Genomic DNA, 24,620 nt, shown 5'->3' on the forward strand with positions numbered 1-24,620 from the left:
AGGGGCCGGCCTATTCGCGGGCAGGCCCGCTCCCACAGGGGGAGTGCATCAGGCTTGCGACGCCTCGTACGCCTTGCGGAACTCGGCTTTTTCTTCGTCGGTCAACGGCAGCAGCGGTGCCCGTGCGTTGCCTACCTTGAAGCCGGACAGCTCGGCGCCGTACTTGACCTTCTGTACGAACTTGCCGCTTTCCAGGTTGGCCATGGCCGGGAACAGGCTGCGCATGACTTGCTGGGCACCGCGGATATCGCCGCTGGTGAACGCCTTGTGGAAGGCGACGACCTTCTCCGGGAAAATGTTCGCCGGGCCGCAGATCCAGCTGTCGGCGCCCCACAGGTAGAAGTCCAGGGCCTGGTCGTCCGAGCCGCAGGACAGCTGGATGCCCTTGTATTTCTCGCCGATCTCGATGGCGCGCAGCAGGTTGCCGCTGCTTTCCTTGATGCCGATGACGCGCGGGTGCTCATGCAGCGCGGCGACCACGTCCAGGCCGACTTCGACGTTGGTACGGATCGGGTAGTTGTACAGCACCACGTTGATCTCGGGGAAGGTTTCGAGAATGGTGTTGTAGTGGGCCAGCAGTTCCTCCTGGGAGGGCAGGGCGTAGTAGGGCGGCGCGATCAGCAGGTGGGTGTAGCCCGCCTCGACGGTCTGCCTGACCTGCTCCAGCACCTCGCGGGTGCAGGCGCCGTTGGCGCCGGCGATCAGGGTGCCACGGTCACCGACCACTTCCTTCACCGTGGCCAGCACCTGGCGGCGTTCTTCGTTGGTCAGCGCATAGTATTCGCCGGTGGAGCCCAGCGGCACGAAACCGCTGACGCCCGCGGCCAGTTGATGTTCGAGGATCGAGGCCAAGGTGTCGTGATCGACCTTGCCAGCGGCATCGAATGGGGTGACCAGGGCAGGCAGGATGCCATTGAGTTTCATGGTGAAGTCTCCTTGTTGGGAATCAGTAGGCGTAGCGGCGCAGCAGGCGCCCTTCGACCACACCGACCAGGCGGGTCAGCGGGAAGGCCACGAGGAAGTAAATGACTGCGACAGCCGACAGGAACTCGACCGGGCGGGCGGTGCTGTTGGAAATGTTCTGGCCGACGAACATCAGGTCGGCCACCCCGACCGAGGAGATCAGCGCGCTTTCCTTGAACAGGCTGACCACGTTCGACAGCAGTGGTGGCACAGCGCGCAGCAAGGCCTGGGGGAACACCACGTAGAGCACCTTGACGCGGGAGGTGAGGCCCAGGGCCGTGCAGGCGTCGTGTTGTTCGCTGGCGATCGACTTGAGCGCACCGCGGAACGTTTCGCTGGTGATCGCCCCCATGTACAGGGTCAGGGCGATCAGCACCGAGACGTAGGGCGGGATGTCCAGGCCGAATATCACCGGGAAGCAGAAGAACACCCAGAACAGCTGGATCAGCAGCGGCGTGCCACGGAAGAACTCCACGTACAGCGTCAGCGGCAGGCGCACCAGCTTCAGCTTCAGCTGCCGCAGCAGGCTGACCACGAAGCCGAACAGGCTGCCGAGCACGGCGCAGGCACCAGTGAATGCCAGGGTCAGGCCCAGGCCTTTGAGCAGCACCGGCCAGTAGTTCAGGACAACCGAGAAATCGAGTGGCATGGCTATCTCCTCAGCGCTGGCCGGCCAGTTCCTGGCGCCGTTCGAACCACTGCACCAGCTGCGCGATCGGTAGCGACAGGGCGAAGTAGATGAGGGCGATCAGGGTGTAGGTTTCCAGCGGGCGGTAGGCTTCGGTCGCGAGGCTTTTGCCCACGTACATCAGGTCGGCGACGGCAACGATGGCCACCAGTGCGCTCTGTTGCAGGGTGCCGATGCCGTTGGTGATCAGCACCGGCAGGGCGCTGCGCAGCGACTGCGGGAGGATCACGTACAGCGTGCGTTGCCAGCTTTTGAGGCCCAGAGCGATCGAGGCATCCAGGTGTTCACGCGGCACCGCCTGCACGCCGGCCCGATAGGCTTCGGCGTTGAACGCGGTGAGGTTCAGGCCCAGGGCCAGGAAGCCCATGGCTATCGGGTCGATGAACACGTCGAACAGCATCGGCACGCAGTAGAAGAACCAGACGATCTGCAACAACGCCGGTGTGCAGCGGAAGAACTCGATGAACAACTGCGCTGGCCAGCGAATGAAGAACCAGCGGCTCAGGGTCATCAGGCACAGCACGAAGCCCAGGGTCAGGCCGATGAGGTTGGAAACCAATGCCAGTTGCAGGGTGACCTTCAGCCCATCCAGCAGCGCAGGCAGGCTGCCGTTGAGGAAGTGGAAGTCGAATTGGTAGTTCATCACGGCGTCCTCAATCGAACTGCACGACCTTTTCGAGGAACTCACGCGTGCGTGCTTCCCGTGGCTGGGTGAAGATCTGCTCGGGATGGCCTTGCTCGACCACCTTGCCGTTGGCGCAGAACACCACGCGGGTGGCGATGTGGCGGGCGAAGTGCATGTCGTGGGTGACGATGATCATCGCCATCTTCTGCTCGGCCAGTTGCATCATCACGTTCTGCACTTCGATGACCATTTCCGGGTCGAGCGCCGAGGTGACTTCGTCGAACAACATCAGGCGGGGTTCGAGCATCAGCGCACGGGCGATCGCCACGCGCTGCTTCTGCCCGCCGGAGAGCTGGCTTGGGTAAGCGTGCAGCTTGTTTTCCAGGCCCAGGCGGGCGAGGTAGGCGCGCGCTTTCTCGGTGGCTTGGGCCTTGCCCAGGCCATGGACCTTGACCGGCGCCAGGATCAGGTTGCCCAGCACCGACAGGTGCGGGAACAGGGTGTAGTGCTGGAACACCATGCCGATCTGCTTGTGCAGGGTTTCATCCAGCGGCTTGCCCAGCTTGCGGCTGCCATCGATATAGGGCTTGCCCTGGAAATGGATCGTGCCGCCCTGGATGCCCTCGAGCCCCATCAGCACCCGCAGCAGCGAACTCTTGCCGCTGCCCGATGGACCGATGATCACCAGGCGGTCGTCGGCACGCATGTCCAAGTTCATCTGGTCCATCACCACCAGTTGCTCGCTATAGGCCTTGCGCACGTCGCGCAACTGGATGAAGTCGCCGCCCTGGGGCGAATCCGGGCCGAGCGAAACCTGTGGCTGGGCTGCCACCAAACGAGGGATGTTCATCGCGATTGTCTCCACGAGGGCGCACTGGGCGGCACCTCGGCTCAGGGTTACGGGAGGCTGTTGCCTGCGGCGTTGGTTGCGGTGCGCGCTGTGTCGGTCAGGCCGACGGTCTTGCCGGGCCTGGCCAGTGGTGCATGGGGGCGTTTGCAGAAGTGCCTAGCAGCCCGGGTGGGCGCTTGCCACCGCCATGGCGTTTGGAGCGAAGGGCTGGCAGCACCTGCGCAGGCGCTGTGGGAAGCGGTCTGAGCCATTTTGATTCTCTCCGATAGCTTGTTCTTGTAGGCAGAAGAGTCGATCAACAGTTGATGAGTGCTTTGCTGAGCTTCTTGTTGTGTGCAATATTGTATTCAGACTATGACCGCCTTGAGTGTACTGTCAACACACGTGGAGAAAAATTTATTCGCTTGCCTTGGCGCGCCGTCCATCCAGGACAAAAGGAAGGCCCGAGGGCGCGAGGAAAAAAACGAGGGGAGCGAGAGAGGCCGATTCCAACCATTCGAAAAAGCCTGTTGACAGCATCTGGTGTGCTTCATAATCTGCATGCAGCCATGCACACAATATGGCGTGCACTACCCAGCGCTTACCTTCCTGCCTACAACAATGATTAACAGTGAGGTCAAAAATGCTCCCTTCCCTCAAGCCGCTTTTCCTGGGTGCCAGCCTTTGCGGCGCCATACTTGGCCAATCCATGGCCCAGGCTGCTGAAACCTCGGTTTGGCAGAATGTGCAGAAAGCCGGTGTCCTGCGTTGTGGCGCTGCGGTAGCCGCGCCCTATGTCATGCGCGATGCGCGTTCAGGTGACTACAGCGGCTACTTCGTCGACCTGTGCAGGGACTTCGGCGAGAAGGTGCTGAAGGTCAAGGTCGATTTCGTCGACACGAGCTGGGACAACCTTGTCGCCGGCTTGCAGAGCGGCAAGTGGGACTTGGCCATGGCCCTCAACCAGACTCCCGAGCGCGCGCTGGCCGTGGCATTCACCACCCCCGCCACGGACTATCAAGTGTCGTTGCTGGTGAACAAGAACAACCCCAAGTTCACGGACATCGAGGACGATCTCGGCGCCCTCGACAAACCCGACGTGACCTTCGCCGTCATGTCCGGCACCGCCCAGGACAAGGCGATCTCCTCGGTGATCCGGAACGCGAAGATCATGCGTCTGCCAGGCATGGACGAGACCCGTCTGGCGGTGATGTCCAAGCGCGCCGATGTACTGGTGGACGCCAGCGACACCAACCACCTGTTCGCATTGGCCAACGCCGATTGGGCGCGCGAGATCCTGCCCAAGCCGGCGCTGGCCAAGCAAGGCGTCGCGTTCGGCGTGCGCCGGGACATTTCCCCGGCCGACATGGACGTGCTGAACATCTACCTCAAGCAGCGCCGCGACAGTGGCGACATCGACAAGCTCGTGGACAAGGCCTCGGTGCAGGCCAACGCCGCGAAGTAACCCTTCGTCGTTAACCGGGAATGCCGTCTTCGCGCGCGAGGCAGGCGGCACCTTTGCATCTTTATCAAGAGAAGGTGAGCACGGATGAACGATTCCACACGCCCATTGGCTGGCCAGACATTGCTCGTCACGGGTGGCTCCGGCGGTATCGGTGCGGCGATTGTCGAGCGCCTGGCGGCTGAAGGTGCCCGACCGGTGATCCACTACAGTCGCGACGCGCAGGGCGCGCAAGCCTTGCTCGAGCGGATTGGTGGCCAGGGCTTTATCGTCCAGGGCGACCTGTCCCAGGACGATGGTCCCGAACGATTGTGGCAGGCAGCGATGGCCCTGGCCGGCGGACGCCTTCATGGCCTGGTCAACAACGCGGGTATTCGCACGGAGATTCCCTTGCACGCGCCGTCATCCGAATGGCGTGCCGCCTGGCGCCGCGAGTTCCAGGTGAACTTCTTCGCGGCGGCCGACCTGTGCCGTGAGGCGGTCGAGCATTTTCGCATCCATGGCGGTGGCCGCATCGTCAACATGGCCAGCCGTGCCGCCCAGCGTGGCTACGCGGCCGACGCCTTGCCCTATGGCGCCAGCAAGGCTGCGCTGATCAACCTGACCAAGTCACTGGCGCGCAGCGTGGCGGGCGAGGGTGTGGTCGCCGTGGCCATCGCGCCCGGTTGGGTCCGTACCGATATGGCCGAGCGCTTCGTCGCCCAGTTCGGCGAGGCCGCGGCGACTGCCGACATTCCCGTGGGGTGCATGGCCAGCCCCGAAGAGATCGCCGAGTTGGTGGCCTTCACCTTGCGTCCGTCCCAGGTTTCGCTCAATGGCGCGACCCTGGATGTGAACGGCGGCAGCTATATCCGATAAATCGAGGAGTCGACGATGAACAGGTTCGAAAACAAGGTGGCGATCGTGACCGGTGGTGCCGGGGGGATCGGCTCGGCGATCGCCGGTCGGTTGGCGGCCGAAGGGGCGACGGTGGTGGTCAGCGACGTCAATCTGGAGGCGGCCCAGGGCGTCGCCGAGGCCATTCAAGGCAACGGCGGCAAGGCCATCGCCGTGGCGGCGGATATCGCCCAGGGTGAGGCCTGCCGGGCGCTGGTGGAGACGGTTGTCAGGCAATTGGGGGGGATCGATGTGCTGGTCAACAACGCCGGGATCAACCGCCGCGGCAACCTCCTGGCGCTGACGGAAGATGACTGGCATACCAGTTTCGCGGTCAACCTGGACTCGATGTTCCACCTGTGCCGGGCGGTATTGCCGATCATGATCGAGGCGGGAGCCGGCGCTATCGTCAATACGGCCTCCCAGTGGGGGCTGCATCCTGCGCCCGGGCACATCGCCTACAACGTGACCAAGGCTGCCGTGGCCTCGTTCACCCAGAACCTGGCGCGTGACTATGCGCCGCAGAACGTTCGGGTCAACGCGGTATGCCCTGGCGAGATCCATACGCCGATGCTCGAGGCTGGCGTGCGGCGCTCGGGAAGGACCATCGCCGACCTGGACAAGCTGGTGCCCTTCGGCCGGATCGGCAAGCCCGAGGAGGTCGCGGCGCTGGTGGCGTTCCTCGCGTCGGATGAAGCGGCGTTCATGTGTGGTTCGTTGGTGGAGATTACCGGGGCGCAGGCGGTGGCTTGAGTGGCGCCGCCTTTGTGATACTGGGCTGCAAAGCAGCCCCGAATGGAGACCGCTCACGCCCAGATGTCGCTCACGACAAAGCCTTCGGTGAACGGATCGTCATGGTCCAGCACATAGGTATTCAGGCCATAGATCCAGCTGGTACCGGTAATGGTCGGCACCACGGCCTTGTAGTCGCCGATACGGGTTTCCTCGACCAGGCGGCCGGTGAACACGTTGCCCAGCACACCCTGGTGGCGGAAGTCCTGGTTCAGCGGTAGCTCGCCCTTGGCGTGCAGGACCGCCATCTTCGCGCAGGTACCGGTGCCGCATGGGCAGCGGTCCAGTGCACCGGTCCAGGTGGAAGGGTTGTCCCAATCCAGCTCACCGGAGGCGACGGTGACGGCGTTCTTCCAGTCGGCGTCCGGGCTGTCGGTGGGGCCGGACAGCTGGGAAATGGTGATGCCGATGCCAGGGTAGTCGGGATGCGCGACCGGCAATTGCTCGGCAGCGGCCTGGCGGATCATGGCGCTGACGCGCGCGATCTCGCCGCCATGCTCGGGCTTGAGCTCCAGGCCCGGGAACTGGCGCACGTCGGCGATCGCATAGAACATGCCGCCCCAGCCCACATCGACCGTCACTTCGCCCAGGTGGGGCACCTGGATCTTGGCATCCAGGTGTGCGGCGAAGGCCGGCACGTTCTTGAACGTGACACTCTTGACCTTGCCGTCGCGGCATTGCGCCTTGATGCCGATCAGCCCGGCCGGCGCTTCGAGGATCAACTCGGTGACGGGTTCCTTCATGGGCAGCATGCCCATTTCCAGCAGTACGGTGACCACCGAGATGGTATTGCCACCGGACATCACTGGGTATTCGACCTGTTCCATGATGATATAGCCGGCATCGGCGTCGGGATGGCTCGGGGGCACGATGAGGTTGCAGCACAGGGGAGGGTAGCCGCGGGGTTCGCGCAGCATCAGCTTGCGCAACTGATCGTCGTTTTCGCGCAACCATTGCATCTTTTCGTGAACCGTCTTGCCCGGGATATGTGGAACGCCACCGGTGATGACGCGCATCGGCTCGCCGGCGTGCGTATCGACAGCATGAATGGTTCTTTTGAAGGCCATCGGGATCTCCAGCTTATGGGTATCGAACAGACTGTCTGTGGCGCAATGCCCGTCAGTTAAGCGGCATTGGCCTGTAGCGGCACTTTCTCACCCCTGGCACCTGCTGCCCTATAACGTCTGGGACAGCTCGTGTGACGCCAGGGCGCGCAGCTGTACGTCCTTCACGTCCTATCAATCGCCGGAAATAGCAAATCCATGACAAAAGGCGTGGCCGTTCTATCAATTGTCATGACTGTAATATCGGTGCCCTGTGCCGGCTGAGCATCATGTCGCGACAAGACAACCTGTTCAGAGGCACCCTCACTATGTACCGTGGATTCTGGTATGCCCAGGCACTCGACCTGGACAGCGACCTGGCCCCTGCGCTGCAGGACTCGATTCAAGCCGATGTCTGCATCGTCGGCGGTGGTTTCCTTGGCCTGTGGTCGGCCATCCGCCTCAAGCAGGCGCATCCCGGGAAGACCATCGTCATCGTCGAGCGCGACCGCTGCGGTTCCGGTGCCAGCGGGCGCAACGGCGGCATCGCCACCAACTGGTGGGGCAAGTACCTGTCGCTGCGCACCATCTGCGGAGACGTCGAGGCACGGCGCATCTGCGAGGCGGCCGAGTCGGCCATCGACGAGATCGGCAGCTTCTGCCAGGAGCACGGTATCGATGCCCAGTACCGCAAGGACGGCTGGCTGTGGACCGCCACCAACCAGCGCCAGTTGAATTCCTGGCGCGTGCTCACCGACGGCCTGCAGAACCTGGGCGTCAACCCGTTCCAGGAGATGGCGCGCCACACCATCCAGGGCCGCGTCGGCTCGCCGCTGGTGCTCGGCGGCATCTATGATCCCAACGCCGCCACCGTGCAGCCGGCCATGCTCGCTCGCGGCCTGCGCCGCGTCGCGCTCAAGCTTGGCGTGAAGATCTTCGAGAAGTCCCCGCTCACCCACCTGGCGCGCGGCCCCAAGCCTGTGGTGCACACGGCCAAGGGCCATGTGAAGGCCGACCGCGTGGTGCTGGCGATGAACGCCTGGGGCGCAGCGTTCCCGGAGCTGCGCCGGATGATCGCGATCATGTCCAGCGACATGGTGGCCACGGCGCCGGTCAAGGCCAAGCTCGACGCCATCGGCTTGAGCGGCGGCGAGTGCATGACCGACTCGCGCACCGTGCTCAACTACTGGCGCAACACCCCGGATGGCCGCGTGGTGTTCGGCAAGCCGCTGGGCCAGTTCGCCTTCGCCGGGCGCATCGGCAACCTCTACGAGAAGCCTTCGCCGGCCGCCGACAAGGTCGCCGCCGAACTGCGTCGGTTGTACCCGCAACTGGCGGACGTGCCGGTGGTCAGCAGCTGGACCGGCCCGATCGACCGCGCCATGAAGGGTTTGCCGAACTTCGGCTACCTCGACCGTCACCAGAACATCGCCTACGGCATCGGTTTCTCCGGTAATGGCGTGGCCACCACGGTGTTCGCCAGTCGCATCATCAAGTCGCTGGTCGAGCATGCCAACGACGCGTGGGCCAACTGCGGCCTGGTCAACCAGAAGATGAAGCTGCTGCCGCCCGAGCCATTTCGCTTCTTCGGCGCGCACATGGTGCGTGACGCCCTGGTGCGCAAGGAGTCGCTGGAGGACCACGACCAGGACGCCGGCTTCGTCACCCGCCAACTGGTGGCCATGGCGCCGGCCGGCTACGTCCCCGCCCAGAAAAAATAAGGACAAGATCGTGAGCGAACATATCGTCTTCCTCGACGACGAGGGCCTGGCATCCTCGACCCGTCTCAAGCGGCCTGACTGCGCGCACACCTGGCAGCAGTTCGCCTATACCCATCCGGACCAGGTGCTCGAGCACCTCAAGGACGCCACCATCGCCCTGACCTGCAGCGTACCGCTGCGTAAGGAGCACCTGTGTCAGTTGCCCAAGCTCAAGATGATCTCGCTGGCCCTGACCGGCCGCGACATCGTCGACGTCGACTATTGCGAGGCCCATGGTATCGAGGTGGCCAGCGTGCCTGGCTACGCCGCCAACACCGTGGCCGAGCACAGCATGGCGATGATCCTCGAGCTGTTCCGCCGCCCGGCAGCCTTCACCCGGCTGATGCGCCAAGTGCACGCCGGCCAGGCGCAGCACAAGAACATCTACTTCGACCACCGCATCCGCGATGTGCGCGGCAAGCAACTGGCGATCATCGGCAGCGGCCCGATCGCCCTGCGCCTGGCCGAACTGGCCCGTGCGTTCGGCATGGAGGTGTTCTTCGAAGACCGCGGTGGCAAGCGCAGCGGCCCGGATTGCCGTCCGCTCGCCGCGCTGCTGCGTAGCTGTGACGTGCTGTCGATCAACTGCCCACTGACCCCGCAAACCTATGACCTGATCGACGCAGGTCGATTGGCCCTGATGAAGCCCGACGCCCTGGTGATCAACACCGGCCGTGGCGGCATCGTCAACGAGGCGGCGCTGATCGATGCGCTGCACAACGATCGCCTGGGGGGCGTGGCGCTGGATGTGGTGGAGCATGAGCCGCTGCACCCGAGCAACCCGCTGTTCCAGCTGATCGATCGCGACGATTTCATCCTCAACCCACACATCGCCTGGAGCAGCGAAGACGCCATGCAGCAGTTGATGGACAGCGCCGTGGACAACATCAGCCGCTTCGTCGCCAGTCAGGCCCCGGAAAAAAGGATCCAGCGCGCATGAGCATCGTGATCAAGAGCAGTTATGTCGACGGCGCCTTCGTCGGTTTCGACGCGGCCAGCGACCTGCTGGAAAACCGCAACCCCTCCAACCCGGCCGAGGTCATCGAGCGCTTCGTGCGCGCCGATCAGGCCCTGACCGAACAGGCCATCGCCGCCGCCCGCCGTGCCCAGCCCGCCTGGGCGCGCAGCAATCCGCAACAGCGCGCCGACGCGCTGGACTTCATCGGCAGCGAGATCCTCGCCCGCCGTGAAGCACTGGCGACCCTGCTGGCCCGCGAGGAAGGCAAGGTCGTCCGCGAAGCGCTGGGCGAGGTGGACCGCGCCGGCCGTTCGTTCAAGTTCTACGCCCAGGAGGCCCTGCGTGCCGAAGGCGAGAAATACCAGTCGGTGCGCCAGGACGTGGGTATCGACGTGTTCACCCAGCCCCTGGGCGTGGTGGGCATCATCGCGCCGTGGAACTTTCCCATCGCCATCCCGGCATGGAAGATCGCCCCGGCCCTGTGCTTCGGCAACAGTGTGGTGTTCAAACCGGCGGAGCTGGTGCCGTCCTCGGCCTGGGCGCTGGCCGAGATCATCAGTCGCGCCGGGTTGCCGGCCGGCGTCTTCAACATGCTGGTCGGCCCCGGCCGTAGTGTGGGCGACACGATCATCCGCTCGCCACAGGTCGATGGCATCAGCTTCACCGGTTCCGAGCACACCGGGCGGCAGATCGCCAGGTTGGCGGCTGAAGGCATGAAGAAGGTGCAACTGGAGATGGGCGGCAAGAACCCGCTGGTGGTGCTCGACGATGCCGACCTGGAGCAGGCGGTGGAGGTTGCGCTCAACGGCTCGTTCTACAGCACCGGCCAGCGCTGCACTGCCAGTTCACGGGTGATCGTCACCGAGGGCATCCATGATGCCTTCGTCGCCCGCCTGGCCGAGCGCACCCGGGCGCTGACGGTTGGCGACGCCTTGCAGGCCAGTACCGACATCGGCCCGGTGGTCGACGGCCGCCAGCTGGAGCAGAACCTGTCGTACGTGGCCAGCGGCGTGGAGCAGGGTGCGCAGTTGGTATGTGGCGGCGAGCGGGTGGAGAACGAGGCGGGTGCCTACTTCTTCACGCCGGCGCTGTTCACCGAGGTCACGCCGGACATGCGCATCTACCGCGAGGAGATCTTCGGGCCGGTAGTGAGCGTGCTCAAGGTGCGTGACTACGACGAGGCCTTCGCGGCCGCGCAGGACACGGCCTTTGGCTTGTCCGCCGGCATCGTCACCACCTCGCTGCGCCATGCCGAGCACTTCAAGCGCAACAGCTCGGCGGGGATGGTGATGGTCAACCTGCCGACGGCGGGGGTGGATTATCACGTGCCGTTCGGCGGCAACGGCGCCTCGAGCCTGGGCTCGCGCGAGCAGGGCACCCATGCCCGACAGTTCTTCACCCGAGTGAAGACCACCTACCAGTTGGCTTGAGCCCGCTCCCCGGGGCTGCAAAGCAGCCCCAGGATTACCCGCTCAAGGTGATGACCGAGATCTCGCATTCTTTGAGGTAATCCTTCTATTTCTTATATTCATGCGAGCTTAATCTGAAGCTGTCATGTGGCGAAGTGCCCGGTGAACTTCAAGTCAACGGGTACACATGATTGAACGTTGTGGTGAACGGAATAATCAAGGCATTTCCAGATTGTTTGGCTGGCGGCCAGGGAGTGCCTGGCTTCGGCCGGGTAATTAGTTTGAGGCCCTCACGAAGGTGAGCGGCACGATACGGCAGTCTCTAACAATAACAACATTATTCACTAGCGTACGACGCCATGTGTCATGCGTGAAGTGTAGTTCAGCAGCGAGAAGAAACCGAGGCAGCAAGACATGACCAATAATCATAAGATTTCATTAGAAGATGCCCCCCTTAACAGTTTCCACAAGAAACTGGCCGTTTATTCCTCAGGTGCTCCGTTCCTGGACGGTTATATCCTCAGCATCATTGGCGTAGTACTTGTCCAGCTCAGCCAATCGCTGCAGCTCACCGTCTTCGAAGAAGGCATGGTCGCGGCGGCATCGCTCATCGGCATGTTCTTCGGCGGCTTCGTCGGCGGCCTGTTCACCGACAAGCTCGGCAGGAAAACGCTTTACGTACTCGTGCTGGTCGCGCTTGCGGTGTTCTCGCTCGGGCAGTTCTGGGTCACCTCCGCGGCCGCACTGATCACGCTGCGCCTGTTGTTGGGTATCGCGATTGGCGCCGACCATCCCCTGGCCACCTCGCTGCTGGCCGAGTTCCTGCCCAGGAAACAGCGCGGCTCCATCCTCGCCAGCCTGGTGATGATGTGGTTCGTCGGGGCGGCGGTCGCCTATGTGGCTGGCGAGCTCATCTTGCGCAGCATGGGCCCTGAAGCCTGGCGCTGGGCATTGGCCAGCGCGGTGGTGCCGGCGGTGCTGTTCCTGATCATGCGTGCCGGCACGCCGGAGTCCGCCCGTTGGCTGCTGAGCAAAGGCCGTACTGCCGAAGCGGATCAGGTGATCAAGAAAGTCTATGGCGACGCCTTCTCGATCGCCGACCTGCCCGAGCCTGTGGCCGAGCGCCGGGTATCGGTCTGGTCGCTGTTCCATTCCCACTATGGCAAGCGCATCTTCTTCGTCAGCATCTTCTGGACCTGCTCGATCATTCCGCAGTTCGCCATTTATGCCTTTGCACCGAAGATCCTCTCGGCCATGGGGCTGACCGGTGATTTGGCAGCCTGGGGGGCTGTCGCCATCACCATCATCTTCGTCCTTGGCTGCCTGCTCGGTGTGAAGCTGATCAACCCATTGGGCCGGCGCAACATGCTCATCCACAGTTTCCTGTGGTCCGGCCTGGCGCTGCTGTTGCTTGGCCTGTATCCAGACGCCGCCGGCCTGTTGACCCTCGCACTGTTTGGCAGCTACGCGCTGTTCATCGGTGGTGCGCAGGTACTCCAGTACGTTTATCCAAACGAGCTTTTCCCTACTGAAGTACGGGGTTCGGCCGTCGGCCTCGCGACCTCCCTGTCGCGTATCGGTGCGGCGATTGGTACCTACCTGGTACCGATGTCCCTGTCTTCGATCGGTATCGCCAATACCATGATCGTGGCCTTCGGCATCTCCATGGTGGGCCTGTTCTTTACCTGGAAGATGGCCCCGGAAACGCGTTCGCTTGACCTGGCAACGGCGAGCGCCGCCTGAGGCGACAGGTTACGAGTGAGCCTATTGATTTAGCTGGAGCCTGCTTCCCCACAGGTCCCAGCTAAATCAACGCGTTACGATTCTTTTGTGGGTCGGCTTGCCGGCGACGAGGCGCGAAGCGGCCCCAGGCTCGACTACGGCGGGGTTCAGCGCTTGAGCGCCTCATGGGCGAGCACGCAGGCCTTGTTGGCATCTCGCGCCAGCGCAGCTTCGAGGATGGCCCAGTGCTCGCCGGGCACATCGCGCATGGCGCCGTCGGTGTAGTGCAGCGAGAGCAGCCGGTCGCGTGCGGTCTGGTCGCGCAGCAGGCGCAACAGTCAGGGGGAGCGGCAATTGGCGATCAGCGCCTGGTGGAAGACTTCGTGGGCGTTTTCCCATTCCGGCTTCATGAGCCGCTCCGAGCCTTCGACGATGGGCAGGCGATCGAGCCGGTGATGGGCGGCGATCAGCTGGCTTTCCCATTCCAGATCGCCATTGCGGATCGATTCGGCCAAGGCCTGGCATTCGATGAGCAGGCGGGTGCGGGTGATGTCGCGGATTTCCTCCGCAGGGTTACGAACCACAACAAGAGGTCTTCCCATGCGCTACGTTCGCTTCACTCTCCAAGGCACGCCCCGTGCTGGGCGTTCGCACCACCGAGGGTGTCAAGGTTCTTGGGGAACAGACGCTGGAGTCGCTGCTCGAGCGCGGCGTCGACCTGGCGACCTACGGTGCCCAGGCCCAGGGGCCGCTGGTCGAGCTCGGCGAGCAGGACTATCTGCCGCTGATGAGCAAGCCGGGCAAGATCATCTGCGTCGGCCTGAACTACGCCGACCACACCAAGGAATCGCCCTACGCCCAGCCGGACTACCCGACCCTGTTCCCGCGCTTCAACAGCAGCCTGACGGTGCACAACAAGCCGCTGATCCGCCCACGTATCTCCGACACCCTGGACTACAAAGGCGAGATGGCCGTGGTACTCAAGAGCGGCGGCCGCCACATCGCCAAGGACAAGGCCCTGGAGCACGTGGCCGGCTACGCGCTGTTCAACGAAGGCTCGGTGCGCGAGTACCAGTTCAAGTCGCCGCAGTGGACGGTGGACAAGAACTTCGACGAGTCATGTCGGCCATTGGCCTGGGCAGTTGCCCGGGCGGTTGGACCGGGTAGGGCGCCCGCAGGTCGAGAATGCTGCCTGAAGCAGCATCTACAGGGATGGCGCTGAACTTCAGGGGTGCACCAACCTGTGGGAGTCGGCTTGCCGGCGATGGGCTGCAAGGACCTGCGCAAAGTTTTTGATTTTTTTGAAAAAAACGCTTTACAGCCTTTTGAATCCCCCTTAATATGCGCGCCACACGACAGGCACATAGCTCAGTTGGTTAGAGCACCACCTTGACATGGTGGGGGTCGTTGGTTCGAGTCCAATTGTGCCTACCAAACAAAAGTCCCGGTTTCCGGGCACGAGAAGGGCGATCCGAGAGGGTCGCCCTTTTTGCTGTGCAAAACTTTTGCCCCCACCTAGAGATGGTCCGGTCGTACCGAGGCCATCCAGCAAATGCTGCAATTCAACCTGGCGCAGGCATGTAAGCAAGCCCTTGACCCTGCACGCTCGGCCAGCTTCAGCCGCTACCCCGACAACAGGAAAGCACCCGGCACGCCGTTGCGGCAGCCGGGGCTTGGCGGTCAGTCGTTCAACGGGATTTCCATGCCGTCATGGCCGACGATGATCGGTCCCTTGAAGGTCGTGCCCACGGCGGCGCGCCAGTCGGCATCGGTGATGCTCGGGTCGTCAGCCGGCACGAAGTGGCTCAGGACCAGGGTTTTCACCTTGGCTGTGGCGGCGACGCGGCCAACGTCCTCGGCGGTGACGTGGTGGCTGATGATCGCCTTGGCCAAGGTCTTGCCATTGCCGATGCGCGCAGCCAGGCGATCGACCGCCTGGACATGCACCACTTCATTGATCAGCACATCGGCATTGCGTGAGAAATCGGCCAGGGGCGGGAAGTAGTTCAAGTCACCCGACAGCACGATGGTCTTGCCGCCCACCTCGAACTTGTAGGCGAAGGCCTCGCCATCGGCGAACGGTGGGTGCGGCACGCGCAAGGCGCTGACTTTCAGGCGGTCGTCCTGGAAGACCACGCCCTGGTCGATGTCGTGGGCGGTGACCAGTGGGCGTGGGTCGGGCTTGCCCTCGTCCTTGATGCGCAGGCCGATGTCGATGGCGAAGGTCTCCCACACATGGCGGGTCATCTCGGTGGTGCCCGGCGGCCCATAGACAGCGACCGGGGTTTTCAGGCCGCTGGCCCAGCTGTTCATCAACACCGCCGGGTAGTCGACGATGTGGTCGCTGTGCAGGTGGGTGATGAACACGCCCTTGAGCTTGGCCAGTGGAAGCTTGGCCTGGACCAGCCGCAGGCTGGCGCCGTAACCGGCATCGAGCAGGTAGACATCGTCATCCACGACCAGCGCGGTGGATTGCGGCAGCTTCTCGGTGGCGAGCATCGACGGCCCGCCCTTGGTGCCCAGCAGAATCAGGCGCACCTTGGGGGGCTGGGCGTCTGGCTGGGGCGCTGCCAGGGCTGCACCGCTGGCGAACGACAAGGCGGTGGCCAGCGCCACGGCGCGGGGCAGGGTGGACAGGGCGGAGCGTAGGGTGAATGCCATGAGTGGGTTCTCTTATTGTTGGAAACAAGTGGGGTGGGGCGTGCGGCCGAGCCGGTCGCGTTATGGTTAATATATTAACTATCGTCAAGCCATTTACCACAGTGCCAGGCTGTAGCCGATGATCACGCGGCTTTCGTCGAAGTCGTTGGTCAGGCCGCTGCTGGAGCGGAAACTCGAATTGCGCAGCCGCAGGTTGACGTTCTTCAGCGGCCCGCTTTGCACGGTGTAGACCAGGTCGGTGTCGCGCTCCCATTCGCGGCCGTGTTTCACGGTTGCCGTGTTGACGTGGCGGCCATCGACATAACGGGTCATGAACGTAAGGCCGGGGATGCCCATGGCTGCGAAGTTGTAGTCGTAGCGCACCTGCCAGGCGTCGGTTTCGGCCTTGTTGAACACGCTGGCGGTCACCAGGTTGATCGAGTAGGGATCGCGACCGGGAAACGGGAAGTCGCCGTCGCCTGACAGGTTCTGGTAGCCGACGGCGAATTTCTGCGCACCCACGGTCAGGGTCAGCATGCCGTTGAAAAAGCGATTGTCGATCTTGCCGCCGTCCACGCGGGTGGGCGCGCGCAGGGCCTTGTCGCCTTGCTCTTGGGTGTCGAAGTAACGCAGGTCGCTGCGCAAGTTCATGCCTTCGCCCAGCGGCAGGTCATGCACCAGGCCAACGAAGTGCTGGCGGTAGATGTCCGCCATCTGCGCGACGTAATAGGTGGCGGCCAACTGTGGGCTGACCGCATAGGTGCCACCGGCAAGATCCAGGTGGTCGCTCTCGACGCCGGCATAGCCGATAGGGTCGTTGCTGGAGGCGTCGCGCAGGTTCTCTTCTTTCAACCGGCCTGCGTTCAGGATAAGGCCTTCGATGTCGTGCGAGGTGAGCAGGGCGCCGGAATAGGTCGAAGGCAGCAGGCGGCCATCGTTGTAGCTGACCACGGGCAGCAGGGGTTGCAAGGTGCCGACCTTCAGCACGGTCCTGGACACGCGCAGTTTTGCGGTCAGCCCCAGGTTGCTGTAGTCATCCACCGGCTCCTGGCTGGTGCCATAGGGCAGCAGGCCAGTACCCCGCCGATCGCGGCTGGCGTCGAGCTTGACGCCGAGTTTGCCCAAGGCGTCGACCCCCACGCCAATCAGCCCCTCGGTGTAGCCAGACGCCATACGCAGGACAAAACCCTGGGCCCATTCCTCGGACAGGTTTTGTGGGGCATTGGCCTGGTGGTAGTCGCGATTGATGTAGACGTTGCGCAGCTCCAGGCTGGCTTTGCTGTCGCGGACGAAATCGGCATGGGCGCTCAACGGGGCAAGCATGATGCACAAGCCGTTCGTTGCTGCTGCGCGCAGGCAGTAGGGGGGGCATGAGTGATTCCTTTTTTGTTCTTGTAGGTGTCGATGAGGTTCGCCTCGTTGTTAAATTGTTAACATATTATCTTAATTTTTGTGAAGATTTTTTTGTGAATTCCCAATGAAAGAGCCGCTCGTGCGCGAAGCCCTCAGTGCGATTTCGTTTTTTTATTAATAAATTAATGGTGTGTTCGGCCCGTTGGATACTTGCGTACCCCTGCCGACGACTCTAATCTGCGGGCTTTCCCTTTTACGTGTGAAGTCAATGGCCGACCCCAGACCGTCCCTGACCCTGACCCTGTTGCAAGCCCGCGAGGCGGCGATGGCGTTCTTTCGCCCCTTGCTCAACGAGCACGACCTGACCGAACAGCAATGGCGGGTGATTCGCATCCTGCGGTTGCAGGGCGAACTGGAAAGTCATCAACTGGCGCACCAGGCGTGCATCCTCAAACCGAGCATGACGGGTGTGCTGGCCAGGCTGGAGCGCGAAGGCCTCGTGCGGCGTTGGAAGTCATCGCAGGACCAGCGCCGGCTGCTGGTGACCCTGACGGAGAAAGGGCAGCAGTGTTTCGTATCCATGAGCGAAGGCATGGAACGCAACTATCAGCGCATCCAGGAGCAGTTCGGAGAGGAAAAAATGCAACAGTTGCTGGGTTTGCTGGAGGAGTTGAAGCGCATCAAGCCTTGAGGGCCTGGTTGCGAAGGGGCCTGTTCAAGTCTTGATGTACTATTTTTTGGCTAGGGCACTTTGGGCCGCTCTCTTCAGTTAGCCCTCAGCTAGGAAAACGCCAATCAAGTCCGCCCAACTCGCCTAGCCTGTGCTGAACAGCCCTCGGTACAGCCTATACGCGCCTGGCCTCGGGAACATGCTCCACGTTCTGTCGGGGCGGTGTTATCAATAACTACAAGAATAGGGAGCCGCTATGGATCGCCTGTTAAGCATCGAGGCGTTCGTCCGGGTCGCCGAAACCGGGAACTTCGCTCGCGCCGCACAGCAGCTCGGTGTTACTCGATCCGTGGTCACCCACCGTATCCAGCAACTGGAAGCGTTCATCAATACGCCGCTGTCAGGTATATCGCAAGGGCTACCTACGCCCCTTGGGGCTGCAAGGCAACCCCAAAATGATGACTGACTGGCATGGGTCCACGGCGTGCCTACCGGGCCTGGAAGACCTGAAGGCACGCCCACCTTGAAGCCGGCGTCGTAGCTCTCGAGCCGCATGGCTTGCAGGCGTAAATCATGGTTGGCGTATTCGTACTGGATGAACGCCGTAGTCTTGGCCGGCGAAACACGCGTGGCCGGAAGGTCCCGCCATTCGCCGTCCTGGCCAAGTCGTTTGCGAGTCGACCGACTGCCCTGCAGTCAAGGCATTGACATTAAAGTTAACTTTAAGGCTACTGTCCGAACACGATCACCTTGAGGTACTCCCGATGAACGTGTTCAGCCCCCTGACCCTCCCCAATGGTTCGACCCTTGCGAACCGCATTGCCAAGGCCGCCATGGAAGAAAACATGGCCGATGCCGACCACGCGCCCTCGGCCCGGCTGATGCGTCTCTACCAGGCCTGGGCGGACGGTGGAGCCGGGCTCATCATCACTGGCAATGTCATGGTCGATAACCGTGCAATGACCGGCCCTGGGGGCGTGGTGCTGGAGGATGAGCGGCACCTCGACACGTTCCGCCAATGGGCGAGGATCGGGCGCTCGCAGGGCGCGCAGTTCTGGTTGCAGATCAATCATCCCGGTCGGCAGATGCAGGCCAACCTGGGGCAGAAGACCTGGGCGCCCTCCGCGGTACCTTTGGCGCTGGGCAGCATGTCCAGGCATTTCGCCACGGCGCAGGCCATGACGCCGGAGCTCATCGACGAGGTCATCCGCCGTTTCGCCAATACGGCGCGGCTGGGCGAGCAGGCCGGTTTTACCGGTGTGCAGATCCATGCCGCGCATGGGTATCTGCTCAGCCAGTTTCTCTCGCCACTGAGCAACCGGCGGACGGACCAGTGGGGCGGTTCCCTGGAAAACCGCGCGCGCCTGTTGTTGGACATCGTCAAGGCGGTGCGGGCGGTCGTGTCGCCCGGGTTCGCCGTGGCCGTCAAGCTCAACTCGGCTGACTTCCAGCGTGGCGGCTTCAGTGCCGACGAGGCCAAGCAGGTGGTGCGCCTGCTCAATGCGCTCGAGGTCGACCTGGTGGAGATTTCCGGCGGCAGCTACGAGGCACCGGCGATGCAGGGCGAAGCCCGGGATGGCCGGACATTGGCGCGGGAGGCTTATTTCCTGGAGTTCGCCCGCGACATTCGAGCGGTGGCGAAGATGCCGGTGATGGTGACCGGCGGTATTCGTCGACGCTCGATAGCCGAGCAGGTGATCGAGAGTGGGGTGCAGATGGTCGGGATCGGTACGGCCCTGGCGATCGATCCCGCCTTGCCTCGGCGCTGGCAGGAGGGCAAGGACACCGTGCCCCAGCTCCCGCCGATCCGATGGAAGAACAAAGCCCTCGCCTCGCTGGGCAACATGGCGGTGGTGAAGTTCCAGCTGCGCAGGCTGAGCGAGAACAAGGCACCCAATCCACAGGTGGCACCTTGGTGGGCCCTGGTGGTGCAGCAGTTGGCCAACGCCTTGCGTACCCGGCAGTACCGTCGGCGCATGGCTGGTCGATAGCCGGCTTGATCCCCAGGGAGGGGTACTCACGAGTCTCGGCTGCACACCCTACGCCTCGCTCTGCCGGACCGCGAATGCACTCGGGCATGGCATGCCAGAACCTGCGACCAGCACCGGTGCCAGCGTGGCCGAGACCGGCTTGGCGGTCTACCCGAGTACCCGGCGTGCGACGAACAAGATCAATGCGTTCATCGAGCACCTGCGCGAGTACTGGCATCGCCACCCATTGAGCTGATGCTCGCGGCGGCGCCGAGGATCATCGCGGTGAGTTGTTCGGTGACCTGCTGGGGCGGTTCGATGTCCTCGACGTCGGGAAGGCTTTCCAGCATGCCGATGACCCCGCGGGTGAAGCACTTCATCCGTGGGCCTTCAAGGCTCCCGTGGATCGTGACAGGGCCGATGATGGCGGCCAGGCACTGCGTGTATTCATGATGCAGAGCGCCGAGCAGGCGACGCTGCTCGGCCGTCAGGTTGCGCCGCTCCCGCAGCATGAGCTGCAACCGTTTGCGCTCGCCGAGCTGGAACTCGACGAAGGCGCCGACGAAGGCACGCAGGCGGGGGCGCATGCCCTGGACGTTCTTCAACCTTGCCCGGGTAAGGCCGAGCAGGTCGCTCATGCACTCCTCGATCAGGTCGAAGAGCAGGGCCTGCTTGCTTTCGATGTGGTAGTACAGTGATCCCGCGCCGATGCCCAGGTGGGCGGCCAGGTCGCGCAGGCTGGTGTTCTGGTAACCCTGTTCGGTGAACAGGTCCACGGCCGCCAGGTGCAGGCGTTCCTGCGTGCCGGTCGGCTGGGCGAATCTTGAGCGGCTGTTCATGGGGGCTTGGAGTGTGTCGTCGAAAGGGGCAGGGATCGGGCTTGCCGCCCCGGCGGGGCGACAAGCCGTGTTCGCTAGCAGCGTTGCTGGCCCAGGTCCTGGCCATGCGAATGCGGCCGGCGCCGGGCCCATTGCCGGGCGAGCGGGTAATAGACCAGCGCCGGCAGGATCAGGCCCACCAGCCAGGAGATATCGGTATCACCCAGGTGCTGCACCAGTGGGCCGGTGTAGAAGCCAGTGGCGATGAAAGGCATCTGCACCGCCACGCCGAATGCATAGGTGCCGATACCCACCCAGTTCCAGCGGCCGTAGCGGCCATCCGGGTCGCCCAGGGCGGGGATGTCGTAGCGCTCCTTGGTGATGAAGTAGTAGTCCACCAGGTTGATGGCGCTCCAGGGGGTGAAGAACGCCAGCAGGAACAGCAGGAACGACTTGAACGCGCTGAGGAAGGCGTGCTGGCCGACCAGCGCCAGGCTGGTGGAGACACCGACGATGCACAGGACGAACAGCAGGCGCTGGCCGTGGGAGACGGTAAAGCGGCTGCGGAACGCGCTGACGATGGTGGCGATGCACATGAAGCTGCCGTAGGCGTTCAAGGTGGCGATGGTCACCTTGCCGAAGGCCACGCTGAAGAACAGCAGGCTCGCCATCACGCCACTGGCGCCCAGGCCAACGATGTAGCTCACCTCATGACCGGAGAAGGCATCGCCCGCCAGCGCGGCTGCGAATACACCGAGCATCATGGAGGTTTGCGAGCCCAGCACCGAACCCAGGCCGACGGCCAGGAAGGTACGCAATGGGGAGGTCGCGCTCGGCAGGTAGCGCGAGTAGTCGGCGACGTAGGGGCCGAAGGCGATCTGCCAGGAGGCCGACAGCGAAATGGCCAAGAGGAAGGTACTCCAGCTGAAGTGGCGGTTGTCGAGCAAGGTGACGATGTCACTCACCGACAGCAGGCGCACGAACAGGTAGGCGAAGGCCACCAGGCCGAGCACGCTGGCGACCCGTCCCAACAGGTGGATCACCCGGTAGCCGCAGACCGTCAGCACCACGATCACGGCGGCGAAGACGAGGATGCCCGCCGTGTCGCTGACGTTGGCCATGCGACCGATGGCCTGGCCGGCCAGTACCGTGCCGGTGGCGTTGAAACCGATGTACATGATGCAGACCAGTACCAGGGGGATCACGGCCCCGAACACGCCGAACTGCACCCGGCTGGAAATCATCTGCGGCAGCCCCAGGCGCGGCCCCTGGGCGCCGTGCAGGGCCATGACGATGCCGCCGAACACCTGACCGATCAAAAGGCCGATCAATGACCAGAACACATCGCCGCCCAGCACCACCGCCAGGGCGCCGGTGACGATGGCGGTGATCTGCAGGTTGGCGCCGAACCACAGGGTGAACTGGCTGAAGAGGCGGCCGTGCCGTTCGCTCTCGGGGATGTAGTCGATAGAGCGCGTTTCAATGAGGGACTTGCCAGACATGAGGGTTTTCTCCTGCGGCGCCATTGGCCATGGCGCCTCTATTGTTGTTATGCAACGGATGCCCTGCAGGCCCGGGCGGCCACTACCGCCCAGGCCGGTCGCCTCAACTGCGGGCAGCGTCCAGTACGGCGCGGGAGATGATGATCTTCTGTACCTCGGAGGTGCCTTCGAAAATGCGCAGGATGCGCGCATCGCGCACGAAGCGCTCCAGAGGCAGGTCGCGGATGTAGCCATAGCCGCCATGCAGTTGCAGGGCGGCATCGGTGATGAAGCCGGCGGCCTCGGCGGCGAACAGCTTGGCGGTGGCCGACTCCAGGCTGAAACGCTCGCCCGAGTCGCGCCGAGCCGCGGCCTGCATGGTCAGCAGGCGCGCCGCTTGCAGTTGCGTGTGCATGTCCGCCAGGCGCCACTGGGTGCCCTGGTAGGCGGCCAGGGGCTTGGGGCCGATCTGCCGTTCCCGGGCCCAGCCGAGGCTGTACTCCAGGGCTGCGCGGGCGATGCCCAGGGACATCGCCGCCACTTCCACCCGGCCGCGGTCCAGCACTTCCATCGCGGTCTTGAAGCCCTGGCCCTGCTCGCCCAGCAGGGCCGAGGCGGGCAGCCAGCAATCCAGGGCCAGCTCGTAGATGGTGCTGCCGCGCAGGCCCATGGTCTTCTCCGGGCTGGAGAAGGTGATGCCCTCGGTGCCCTTGGGGATGAGGAAGGCGCTGATGCCGTGGTGGCCTGCGTCGGCGTCGGTCTTGGCGTAGAGCACGATGAAGTCGGCTTCGCGGGCATTGGTGATGTAGTGCTTGCTGCCCCGGATGCGCCAGCCGTCGTTTTCCTGGATAGCGCGGGTGCGCATGTCGGCTGGGTTGGAGCCGGCGGCAGGTTCGGTCAGGCCGAAGGCGCCGAGCAGCTCGCCGGTGGCGGCGCGGGGCAGCCAGGCCTGGCGCTGCGGTTCGCTCCCACCGATGAGGATGGAGTCGGTGGCCAGGAAGTGCGCGGTCAGCGCCGAGGCGGTGGAGGCGCAGGCGGCCGCCACCGCCTCCACCACACGGCTCATCGTCAGGCTGCCGATGCCCAGGCCGCCGTAGGCCTCGGGCAGGTTGATACCCATGAAGCCCAGCTCGCCCAGGGCCTTGAGGCTACCGGCGCAGAAGGCCTCGGCCTCGTCGTAGCCTTGGGCGTTGACCTGCAGCACCTCGCGGGCGACACGCTCGGCAGATTCGATGACCGCGAGCTCCGCGGCGTCCAGTTCGAAGTTCATCTTCATTCTCCAGTGGGGTTCAGGCCGAACAGGGCATTGGCCTCGCCCAGGCGTGGGGCGGGCGAGGTGGCGTGGGGTTTGTTGCCGTTGAAGAAGATCGGCTGCGGGACCAGGGGCGACTGCACGCCAGCCTCCACCAGCAACTGGCGGGTTTCGGCCTGTTCGCTGCCGGTGGCTTGTGCCAGGTTCCAGACCGGGGAGGCGGGTACGCCGGCGTCCAGCAGCAGGTCGCAGATCTGCGCGACACTGCGAGTGCCTGTCCAGGCTTCGATCTGCGCCTTCAGTGCCGCCTCGTTCGCGGTGCGCGAGCCGTCGTCGACGAAGCGTGGGTCATCGGCCAGGGCCTCGTGCGCCATGCAGTGGCACAAGCGGCGGAACAGCTTGTCGCTGGCCACCGCGATCACCACCAGGCCATCGACGGCACGGTAGGTGTCGAAGGGTGTCGAGACCGGATGGCGGTTACCCACCAGGCCCGGTGCACTGCCACGGGCGAAGAGGTTGGACAGGCCGGTCACCTGCAGGCTGACCAGCACGTCGAACATGGCCACGTCGAGGTACTGCGCGCCTGTCCCGTGGAACTCGCGGGCGAACAGCGCCGAACTGATCGCCCAGGCGGCATAGACCCCGGCGCATAGATCGCCCAGGGCTTCGCCGCTGCGAGTCGGGCCGGTCTGCGGGAAACCCGTCACGCTCATCAGCCCGGACATGGCCTGGGCAACGATGTCGTAGGCCGGGCGCGCGGACAGCGGCCCGCTCTGGCCGAACCCGGAAATGCTGGCATAGATCAGCCGGGGGTTGAGCGCCTTGAGGCTGTCGAAATCGATGCCCAGCCGCTGCGTCACGCCGGGGCGGAAGTTCTCCACCACGACGTCGGCGTCGGCCACCAGCTCATGGAAGCGGCGCAGGTCGGGCGGCGCCTTGAAGTCGAGTTCGACACTGCGCTTGCCACGGTTGATCAAGCCGAAGTAGATGCTCTGGCCATCTGCGCCGAAAGGGCCCAGGTGGCGGCTGTCGTCGCCATGGCCAGGGACTTCGAACTTGATGACCTCGGCGCCCAGGTCGGCCAACATCGCGGTGCAATGCGGGCCGGCCAGCACGCGGCTGAGGTCGAGCACACGGATGCCCTGCAATGGCCTTGGCGTAGAGTTGTGCTGGTTCATGACAGTGGCCCTCACGGCTTGCCCGTGATCATCGGCAGGTCCAGGCCCTGCTCCTTGGCGCAGTCGATAGCGATCTGATAGCCGGCGTCGGCGTGGCGCATCACGCCGGTGCCCGGGTCGTTGGTCAGCAC

25 protein-coding genes, 1 tRNA gene and 1 pseudogene are annotated in these 24,620 nt (G+C 63.8%); 13 read left to right on the forward strand and 14 right to left on the reverse strand.

From position 1 onward, the window contains the following. Positions 1-48: 48 nt before the first annotated feature. Genes NJF35_RS20630 through NJF35_RS20645 form a run of 4 tightly spaced genes read right to left on the reverse strand, consistent with a single transcriptional unit; the run spans position 49 to position 3,126 of the window. Positions 49-924 carry a dihydrodipicolinate synthase family protein gene (locus tag NJF35_RS20630; RefSeq protein WP_225790652.1) on the reverse strand — a complete coding sequence of 292 codons (876 nt, stop codon included), beginning with the start codon at positions 922-924 and terminating at the stop codon, positions 49-51. 22 nt (positions 925-946) lie between these two features. Next, positions 947-1,612, reverse strand: coding sequence for an amino acid ABC transporter permease (locus tag NJF35_RS20635; RefSeq protein WP_225790653.1), 666 nt, complete (start codon positions 1,610-1,612; stop codon positions 947-949). Between the two features lie 10 nt (positions 1,613-1,622). Beyond that, on the reverse strand, positions 1,623-2,294 hold the full coding sequence (locus NJF35_RS20640) for an amino acid ABC transporter permease (RefSeq protein WP_225790654.1): 672 nt from the start codon (positions 2,292-2,294) through the stop codon (positions 1,623-1,625). 10 nt (positions 2,295-2,304) lie between these two features. Continuing rightward, the gene (locus NJF35_RS20645; protein ID WP_225790655.1) at positions 2,305-3,126 is read right to left on the reverse strand and encodes an amino acid ABC transporter ATP-binding protein; all 822 of its coding nucleotides are present in this window, start codon (positions 3,124-3,126) and stop codon (positions 2,305-2,307) included. Positions 3,127-3,814: 688 nt separating this feature from the next. Between NJF35_RS20645 and NJF35_RS20650 the strand changes: the two genes are divergently transcribed. The 3 genes from NJF35_RS20650 to NJF35_RS20660 all read left to right on the forward strand — a co-directional run bounded on the left by NJF35_RS20650 (position 3,815) and on the right by NJF35_RS20660 (position 6,196). Next, on the forward strand, positions 3,815-4,570 hold the full coding sequence (locus NJF35_RS20650; protein ID WP_225790656.1) for a transporter substrate-binding domain-containing protein: 756 nt from the start codon (positions 3,815-3,817) through the stop codon (positions 4,568-4,570). Between the two features lie 84 nt (positions 4,571-4,654). After that, complete coding sequence (locus NJF35_RS20655; RefSeq protein WP_225790657.1) at positions 4,655-5,425, forward strand: SDR family NAD(P)-dependent oxidoreductase; 771 nt, start codon at positions 4,655-4,657, stop codon at positions 5,423-5,425. Positions 5,426-5,440: 15 nt separating this feature from the next. Next, on the forward strand, positions 5,441-6,196 hold the full coding sequence (locus NJF35_RS20660) for an SDR family NAD(P)-dependent oxidoreductase (protein WP_225790658.1): 756 nt from the start codon (positions 5,441-5,443) through the stop codon (positions 6,194-6,196). Between the two features lie 53 nt (positions 6,197-6,249). Here NJF35_RS20660 and NJF35_RS20665 read toward each other — a convergent pair whose 3' ends face one another. Next, entirely contained in the window at positions 6,250-7,302 is a 1,053-nt protein-coding gene (locus NJF35_RS20665; RefSeq protein WP_225790659.1) for a proline racemase family protein, read from the reverse strand. A gap of 305 nt (positions 7,303-7,607) precedes the next feature. Between NJF35_RS20665 and NJF35_RS20670 the strand changes: the two genes are divergently transcribed. The 4 genes from NJF35_RS20670 to NJF35_RS20685 all read left to right on the forward strand — a co-directional run bounded on the left by NJF35_RS20670 (position 7,608) and on the right by NJF35_RS20685 (position 13,148). Beyond that, positions 7,608-8,999 (forward strand): NAD(P)/FAD-dependent oxidoreductase, encoded by a 1,392-nt coding sequence (locus NJF35_RS20670; protein ID WP_225790660.1) that lies wholly within the window; start codon positions 7,608-7,610, stop codon positions 8,997-8,999. A 10-nt stretch (positions 9,000-9,009) separates the two neighbouring features. Then, entirely contained in the window at positions 9,010-9,978 is a 969-nt protein-coding gene (locus NJF35_RS20675) for an NAD(P)-dependent oxidoreductase (protein ID WP_253091427.1), read from the forward strand. After that, positions 9,975-11,426: an aldehyde dehydrogenase family protein gene (locus NJF35_RS20680; protein ID WP_225790662.1), complete on the forward strand. Its 1,452-nt coding sequence runs from the start codon at positions 9,975-9,977 to the stop codon at positions 11,424-11,426. Before NJF35_RS20675 ends, NJF35_RS20680 begins: the two co-directional genes overlap by 4 nt. A gap of 393 nt (positions 11,427-11,819) precedes the next feature. Next, positions 11,820-13,148, forward strand: a complete 1,329-nt coding sequence (locus tag NJF35_RS20685; protein WP_225790663.1) for an MFS transporter — start codon at positions 11,820-11,822, stop codon at positions 13,146-13,148. Positions 13,149-13,294: 146 nt separating this feature from the next. Here the strand turns inward: NJF35_RS20685 and NJF35_RS20690 are convergent, their stop codons facing one another. Continuing rightward, positions 13,295-13,462, reverse strand: coding sequence for a hypothetical protein (locus tag NJF35_RS20690; RefSeq protein WP_225790664.1), 168 nt, complete (start codon positions 13,460-13,462; stop codon positions 13,295-13,297). Positions 13,463-13,465: 3 nt separating this feature from the next. Continuing rightward, positions 13,466-13,711, reverse strand: a complete 246-nt coding sequence (locus tag NJF35_RS20695; RefSeq protein WP_225790665.1) for an FCD domain-containing protein — start codon at positions 13,709-13,711, stop codon at positions 13,466-13,468. A gap of 53 nt (positions 13,712-13,764) precedes the next feature. On the opposite strand from NJF35_RS20695, the gene NJF35_RS20700 reads away from it, so the two are divergent. Beyond that, positions 13,765-14,349, forward strand: a complete 585-nt coding sequence (locus NJF35_RS20700; RefSeq protein WP_225790666.1) for a fumarylacetoacetate hydrolase family protein — start codon at positions 13,765-13,767, stop codon at positions 14,347-14,349. 135 nt (positions 14,350-14,484) lie between these two features. After that, positions 14,485-14,561: transfer RNA gene (locus NJF35_RS20705), tRNA-Val, on the forward strand. Positions 14,562-14,807: 246 nt separating this feature from the next. On the opposite strand, the gene NJF35_RS20710 is transcribed toward NJF35_RS20705, so the two are convergent. Both NJF35_RS20710 and NJF35_RS20715 read right to left on the reverse strand, forming a co-directional pair. Continuing rightward, positions 14,808-15,788, reverse strand: a complete 981-nt coding sequence (locus tag NJF35_RS20710; protein ID WP_225790667.1) for an MBL fold metallo-hydrolase — start codon at positions 15,786-15,788, stop codon at positions 14,808-14,810. A gap of 93 nt (positions 15,789-15,881) precedes the next feature. Continuing rightward, the gene (locus tag NJF35_RS20715) at positions 15,882-17,090 is read right to left on the reverse strand and encodes an OprD family porin (protein WP_225790668.1); all 1,209 of its coding nucleotides are present in this window, start codon (positions 17,088-17,090) and stop codon (positions 15,882-15,884) included. Between the two features lie 298 nt (positions 17,091-17,388). Between NJF35_RS20715 and hpaR the strand changes: the two genes are divergently transcribed. The 4 genes and pseudogenes from hpaR to NJF35_RS20735 all read left to right on the forward strand — a co-directional run bounded on the left by hpaR (position 17,389) and on the right by NJF35_RS20735 (position 20,016). Then, a complete protein-coding gene (gene hpaR / locus NJF35_RS20720) occupies positions 17,389-17,811 on the forward strand; it encodes a homoprotocatechuate degradation operon regulator HpaR (RefSeq protein ID WP_225790669.1) in 423 nt (140 codons plus the stop codon). A gap of 235 nt (positions 17,812-18,046) precedes the next feature. Beyond that, positions 18,047-18,190: pseudogene (locus NJF35_RS20725) on the forward strand (LysR family transcriptional regulator); the annotation flags it as partial. A gap of 364 nt (positions 18,191-18,554) precedes the next feature. Further along, complete coding sequence (locus NJF35_RS20730; RefSeq protein WP_225790670.1) at positions 18,555-19,781, forward strand: NADH:flavin oxidoreductase/NADH oxidase family protein; 1,227 nt, start codon at positions 18,555-18,557, stop codon at positions 19,779-19,781. A 91-nt stretch (positions 19,782-19,872) separates the two neighbouring features. Continuing rightward, on the forward strand, positions 19,873-20,016 hold the full coding sequence (locus NJF35_RS20735; protein ID WP_225790671.1) for a hypothetical protein: 144 nt from the start codon (positions 19,873-19,875) through the stop codon (positions 20,014-20,016). Here NJF35_RS20735 and NJF35_RS20740 read toward each other — a convergent pair. The 5 genes from NJF35_RS20740 to NJF35_RS20760 form a co-directional block, all read right to left on the reverse strand. Further along, on the reverse strand, positions 19,970-20,599 hold the full coding sequence (locus tag NJF35_RS20740; protein WP_225790672.1) for a TetR/AcrR family transcriptional regulator: 630 nt from the start codon (positions 20,597-20,599) through the stop codon (positions 19,970-19,972). The two genes, NJF35_RS20735 and NJF35_RS20740, sit on opposite strands and share 47 nt — an antisense overlap. Positions 20,600-20,673: 74 nt before the next feature. After that, positions 20,674-22,080: a purine-cytosine permease family protein gene (locus NJF35_RS20745; RefSeq protein WP_225790673.1), complete on the reverse strand. Its 1,407-nt coding sequence runs from the start codon at positions 22,078-22,080 to the stop codon at positions 20,674-20,676. Positions 22,081-22,183: 103 nt separating this feature from the next. Beyond that, positions 22,184-23,329: an acyl-CoA dehydrogenase family protein gene (locus NJF35_RS20750; protein WP_225790674.1), complete on the reverse strand. Its 1,146-nt coding sequence runs from the start codon at positions 23,327-23,329 to the stop codon at positions 22,184-22,186. 2 nt (positions 23,330-23,331) lie between these two features. Then, a complete protein-coding gene (locus NJF35_RS20755; RefSeq protein ID WP_225790675.1) occupies positions 23,332-24,489 on the reverse strand; it encodes a CaiB/BaiF CoA transferase family protein in 1,158 nt (385 codons plus the stop codon). Positions 24,490-24,500: 11 nt separating this feature from the next. Then, positions 24,501-24,620: hypothetical protein (locus NJF35_RS20760; protein WP_253091428.1), on the reverse strand; the 120-nt coding region annotated here is incomplete at its 5' end.

The sequence above is a fragment of the Pseudomonas guariconensis genome (genome assembly GCF_024127895.1).
Classification (GTDB): Bacteria; Pseudomonadota; Gammaproteobacteria; order Pseudomonadales; family Pseudomonadaceae; genus Aquipseudomonas; species Aquipseudomonas guariconensis_B.

What these genes read in the sequence shown, in the direction of transcription:
- NJF35_RS20630 (WP_225790652.1), bottom strand. Translation starts at nt 924, where the DNA reads ATGAAACTCAATGGCATCCTGCCTGCCCTGGTCACCCCATTCGATGCC.
- NJF35_RS20635 (WP_225790653.1), bottom strand. Translation starts at nt 1,612, where the DNA reads ATGCCACTCGATTTCTCGGTTGTCCTGAACTACTGGCCGGTGCTGCTC.
- NJF35_RS20640 (WP_225790654.1), bottom strand. Translation starts at nt 2,294, where the DNA reads ATGAACTACCAATTCGACTTCCACTTCCTCAACGGCAGCCTGCCTGCG.
- NJF35_RS20645 (WP_225790655.1), bottom strand. Translation starts at nt 3,126, where the DNA reads ATGAACATCCCTCGTTTGGTGGCAGCCCAGCCACAGGTTTCGCTCGGC.
- NJF35_RS20650 (WP_225790656.1), top strand. Translation starts at nt 3,815, where the DNA reads ATGGCCCAGGCTGCTGAAACCTCGGTTTGGCAGAATGTGCAGAAAGCC.
- NJF35_RS20655 (WP_225790657.1), top strand. Translation starts at nt 4,655, where the DNA reads ATGAACGATTCCACACGCCCATTGGCTGGCCAGACATTGCTCGTCACG.
- NJF35_RS20660 (WP_225790658.1), top strand. Translation starts at nt 5,441, where the DNA reads ATGAACAGGTTCGAAAACAAGGTGGCGATCGTGACCGGTGGTGCCGGG.
- NJF35_RS20665 (WP_225790659.1), bottom strand. Translation starts at nt 7,302, where the DNA reads ATGGCCTTCAAAAGAACCATTCATGCTGTCGATACGCACGCCGGCGAG.
- NJF35_RS20670 (WP_225790660.1), top strand. Translation starts at nt 7,608, where the DNA reads ATGTACCGTGGATTCTGGTATGCCCAGGCACTCGACCTGGACAGCGAC.
- NJF35_RS20680 (WP_225790662.1), top strand. Translation starts at nt 9,975, where the DNA reads ATGAGCATCGTGATCAAGAGCAGTTATGTCGACGGCGCCTTCGTCGGT.
- NJF35_RS20685 (WP_225790663.1), top strand. Translation starts at nt 11,820, where the DNA reads ATGACCAATAATCATAAGATTTCATTAGAAGATGCCCCCCTTAACAGT.
- NJF35_RS20710 (WP_225790667.1), bottom strand. Translation starts at nt 15,788, where the DNA reads ATGGCATTCACCCTACGCTCCGCCCTGTCCACCCTGCCCCGCGCCGTG.
- NJF35_RS20715 (WP_225790668.1), bottom strand. Translation starts at nt 17,090, where the DNA reads ATGCTTGCCCCGTTGAGCGCCCATGCCGATTTCGTCCGCGACAGCAAA.
- hpaR (WP_225790669.1), top strand. Translation starts at nt 17,389, where the DNA reads ATGGCCGACCCCAGACCGTCCCTGACCCTGACCCTGTTGCAAGCCCGC.
- NJF35_RS20730 (WP_225790670.1), top strand. Translation starts at nt 18,555, where the DNA reads ATGAACGTGTTCAGCCCCCTGACCCTCCCCAATGGTTCGACCCTTGCG.
- NJF35_RS20735 (WP_225790671.1), top strand. Translation starts at nt 19,873, where the DNA reads ATGCCAGAACCTGCGACCAGCACCGGTGCCAGCGTGGCCGAGACCGGC.
- NJF35_RS20740 (WP_225790672.1), bottom strand. Translation starts at nt 20,599, where the DNA reads ATGAACAGCCGCTCAAGATTCGCCCAGCCGACCGGCACGCAGGAACGC.
- NJF35_RS20745 (WP_225790673.1), bottom strand. Translation starts at nt 22,080, where the DNA reads ATGTCTGGCAAGTCCCTCATTGAAACGCGCTCTATCGACTACATCCCC.
- NJF35_RS20750 (WP_225790674.1), bottom strand. Translation starts at nt 23,329, where the DNA reads ATGAACTTCGAACTGGACGCCGCGGAGCTCGCGGTCATCGAATCTGCC.
- NJF35_RS20755 (WP_225790675.1), bottom strand. Translation starts at nt 24,489, where the DNA reads ATGAACCAGCACAACTCTACGCCAAGGCCATTGCAGGGCATCCGTGTG.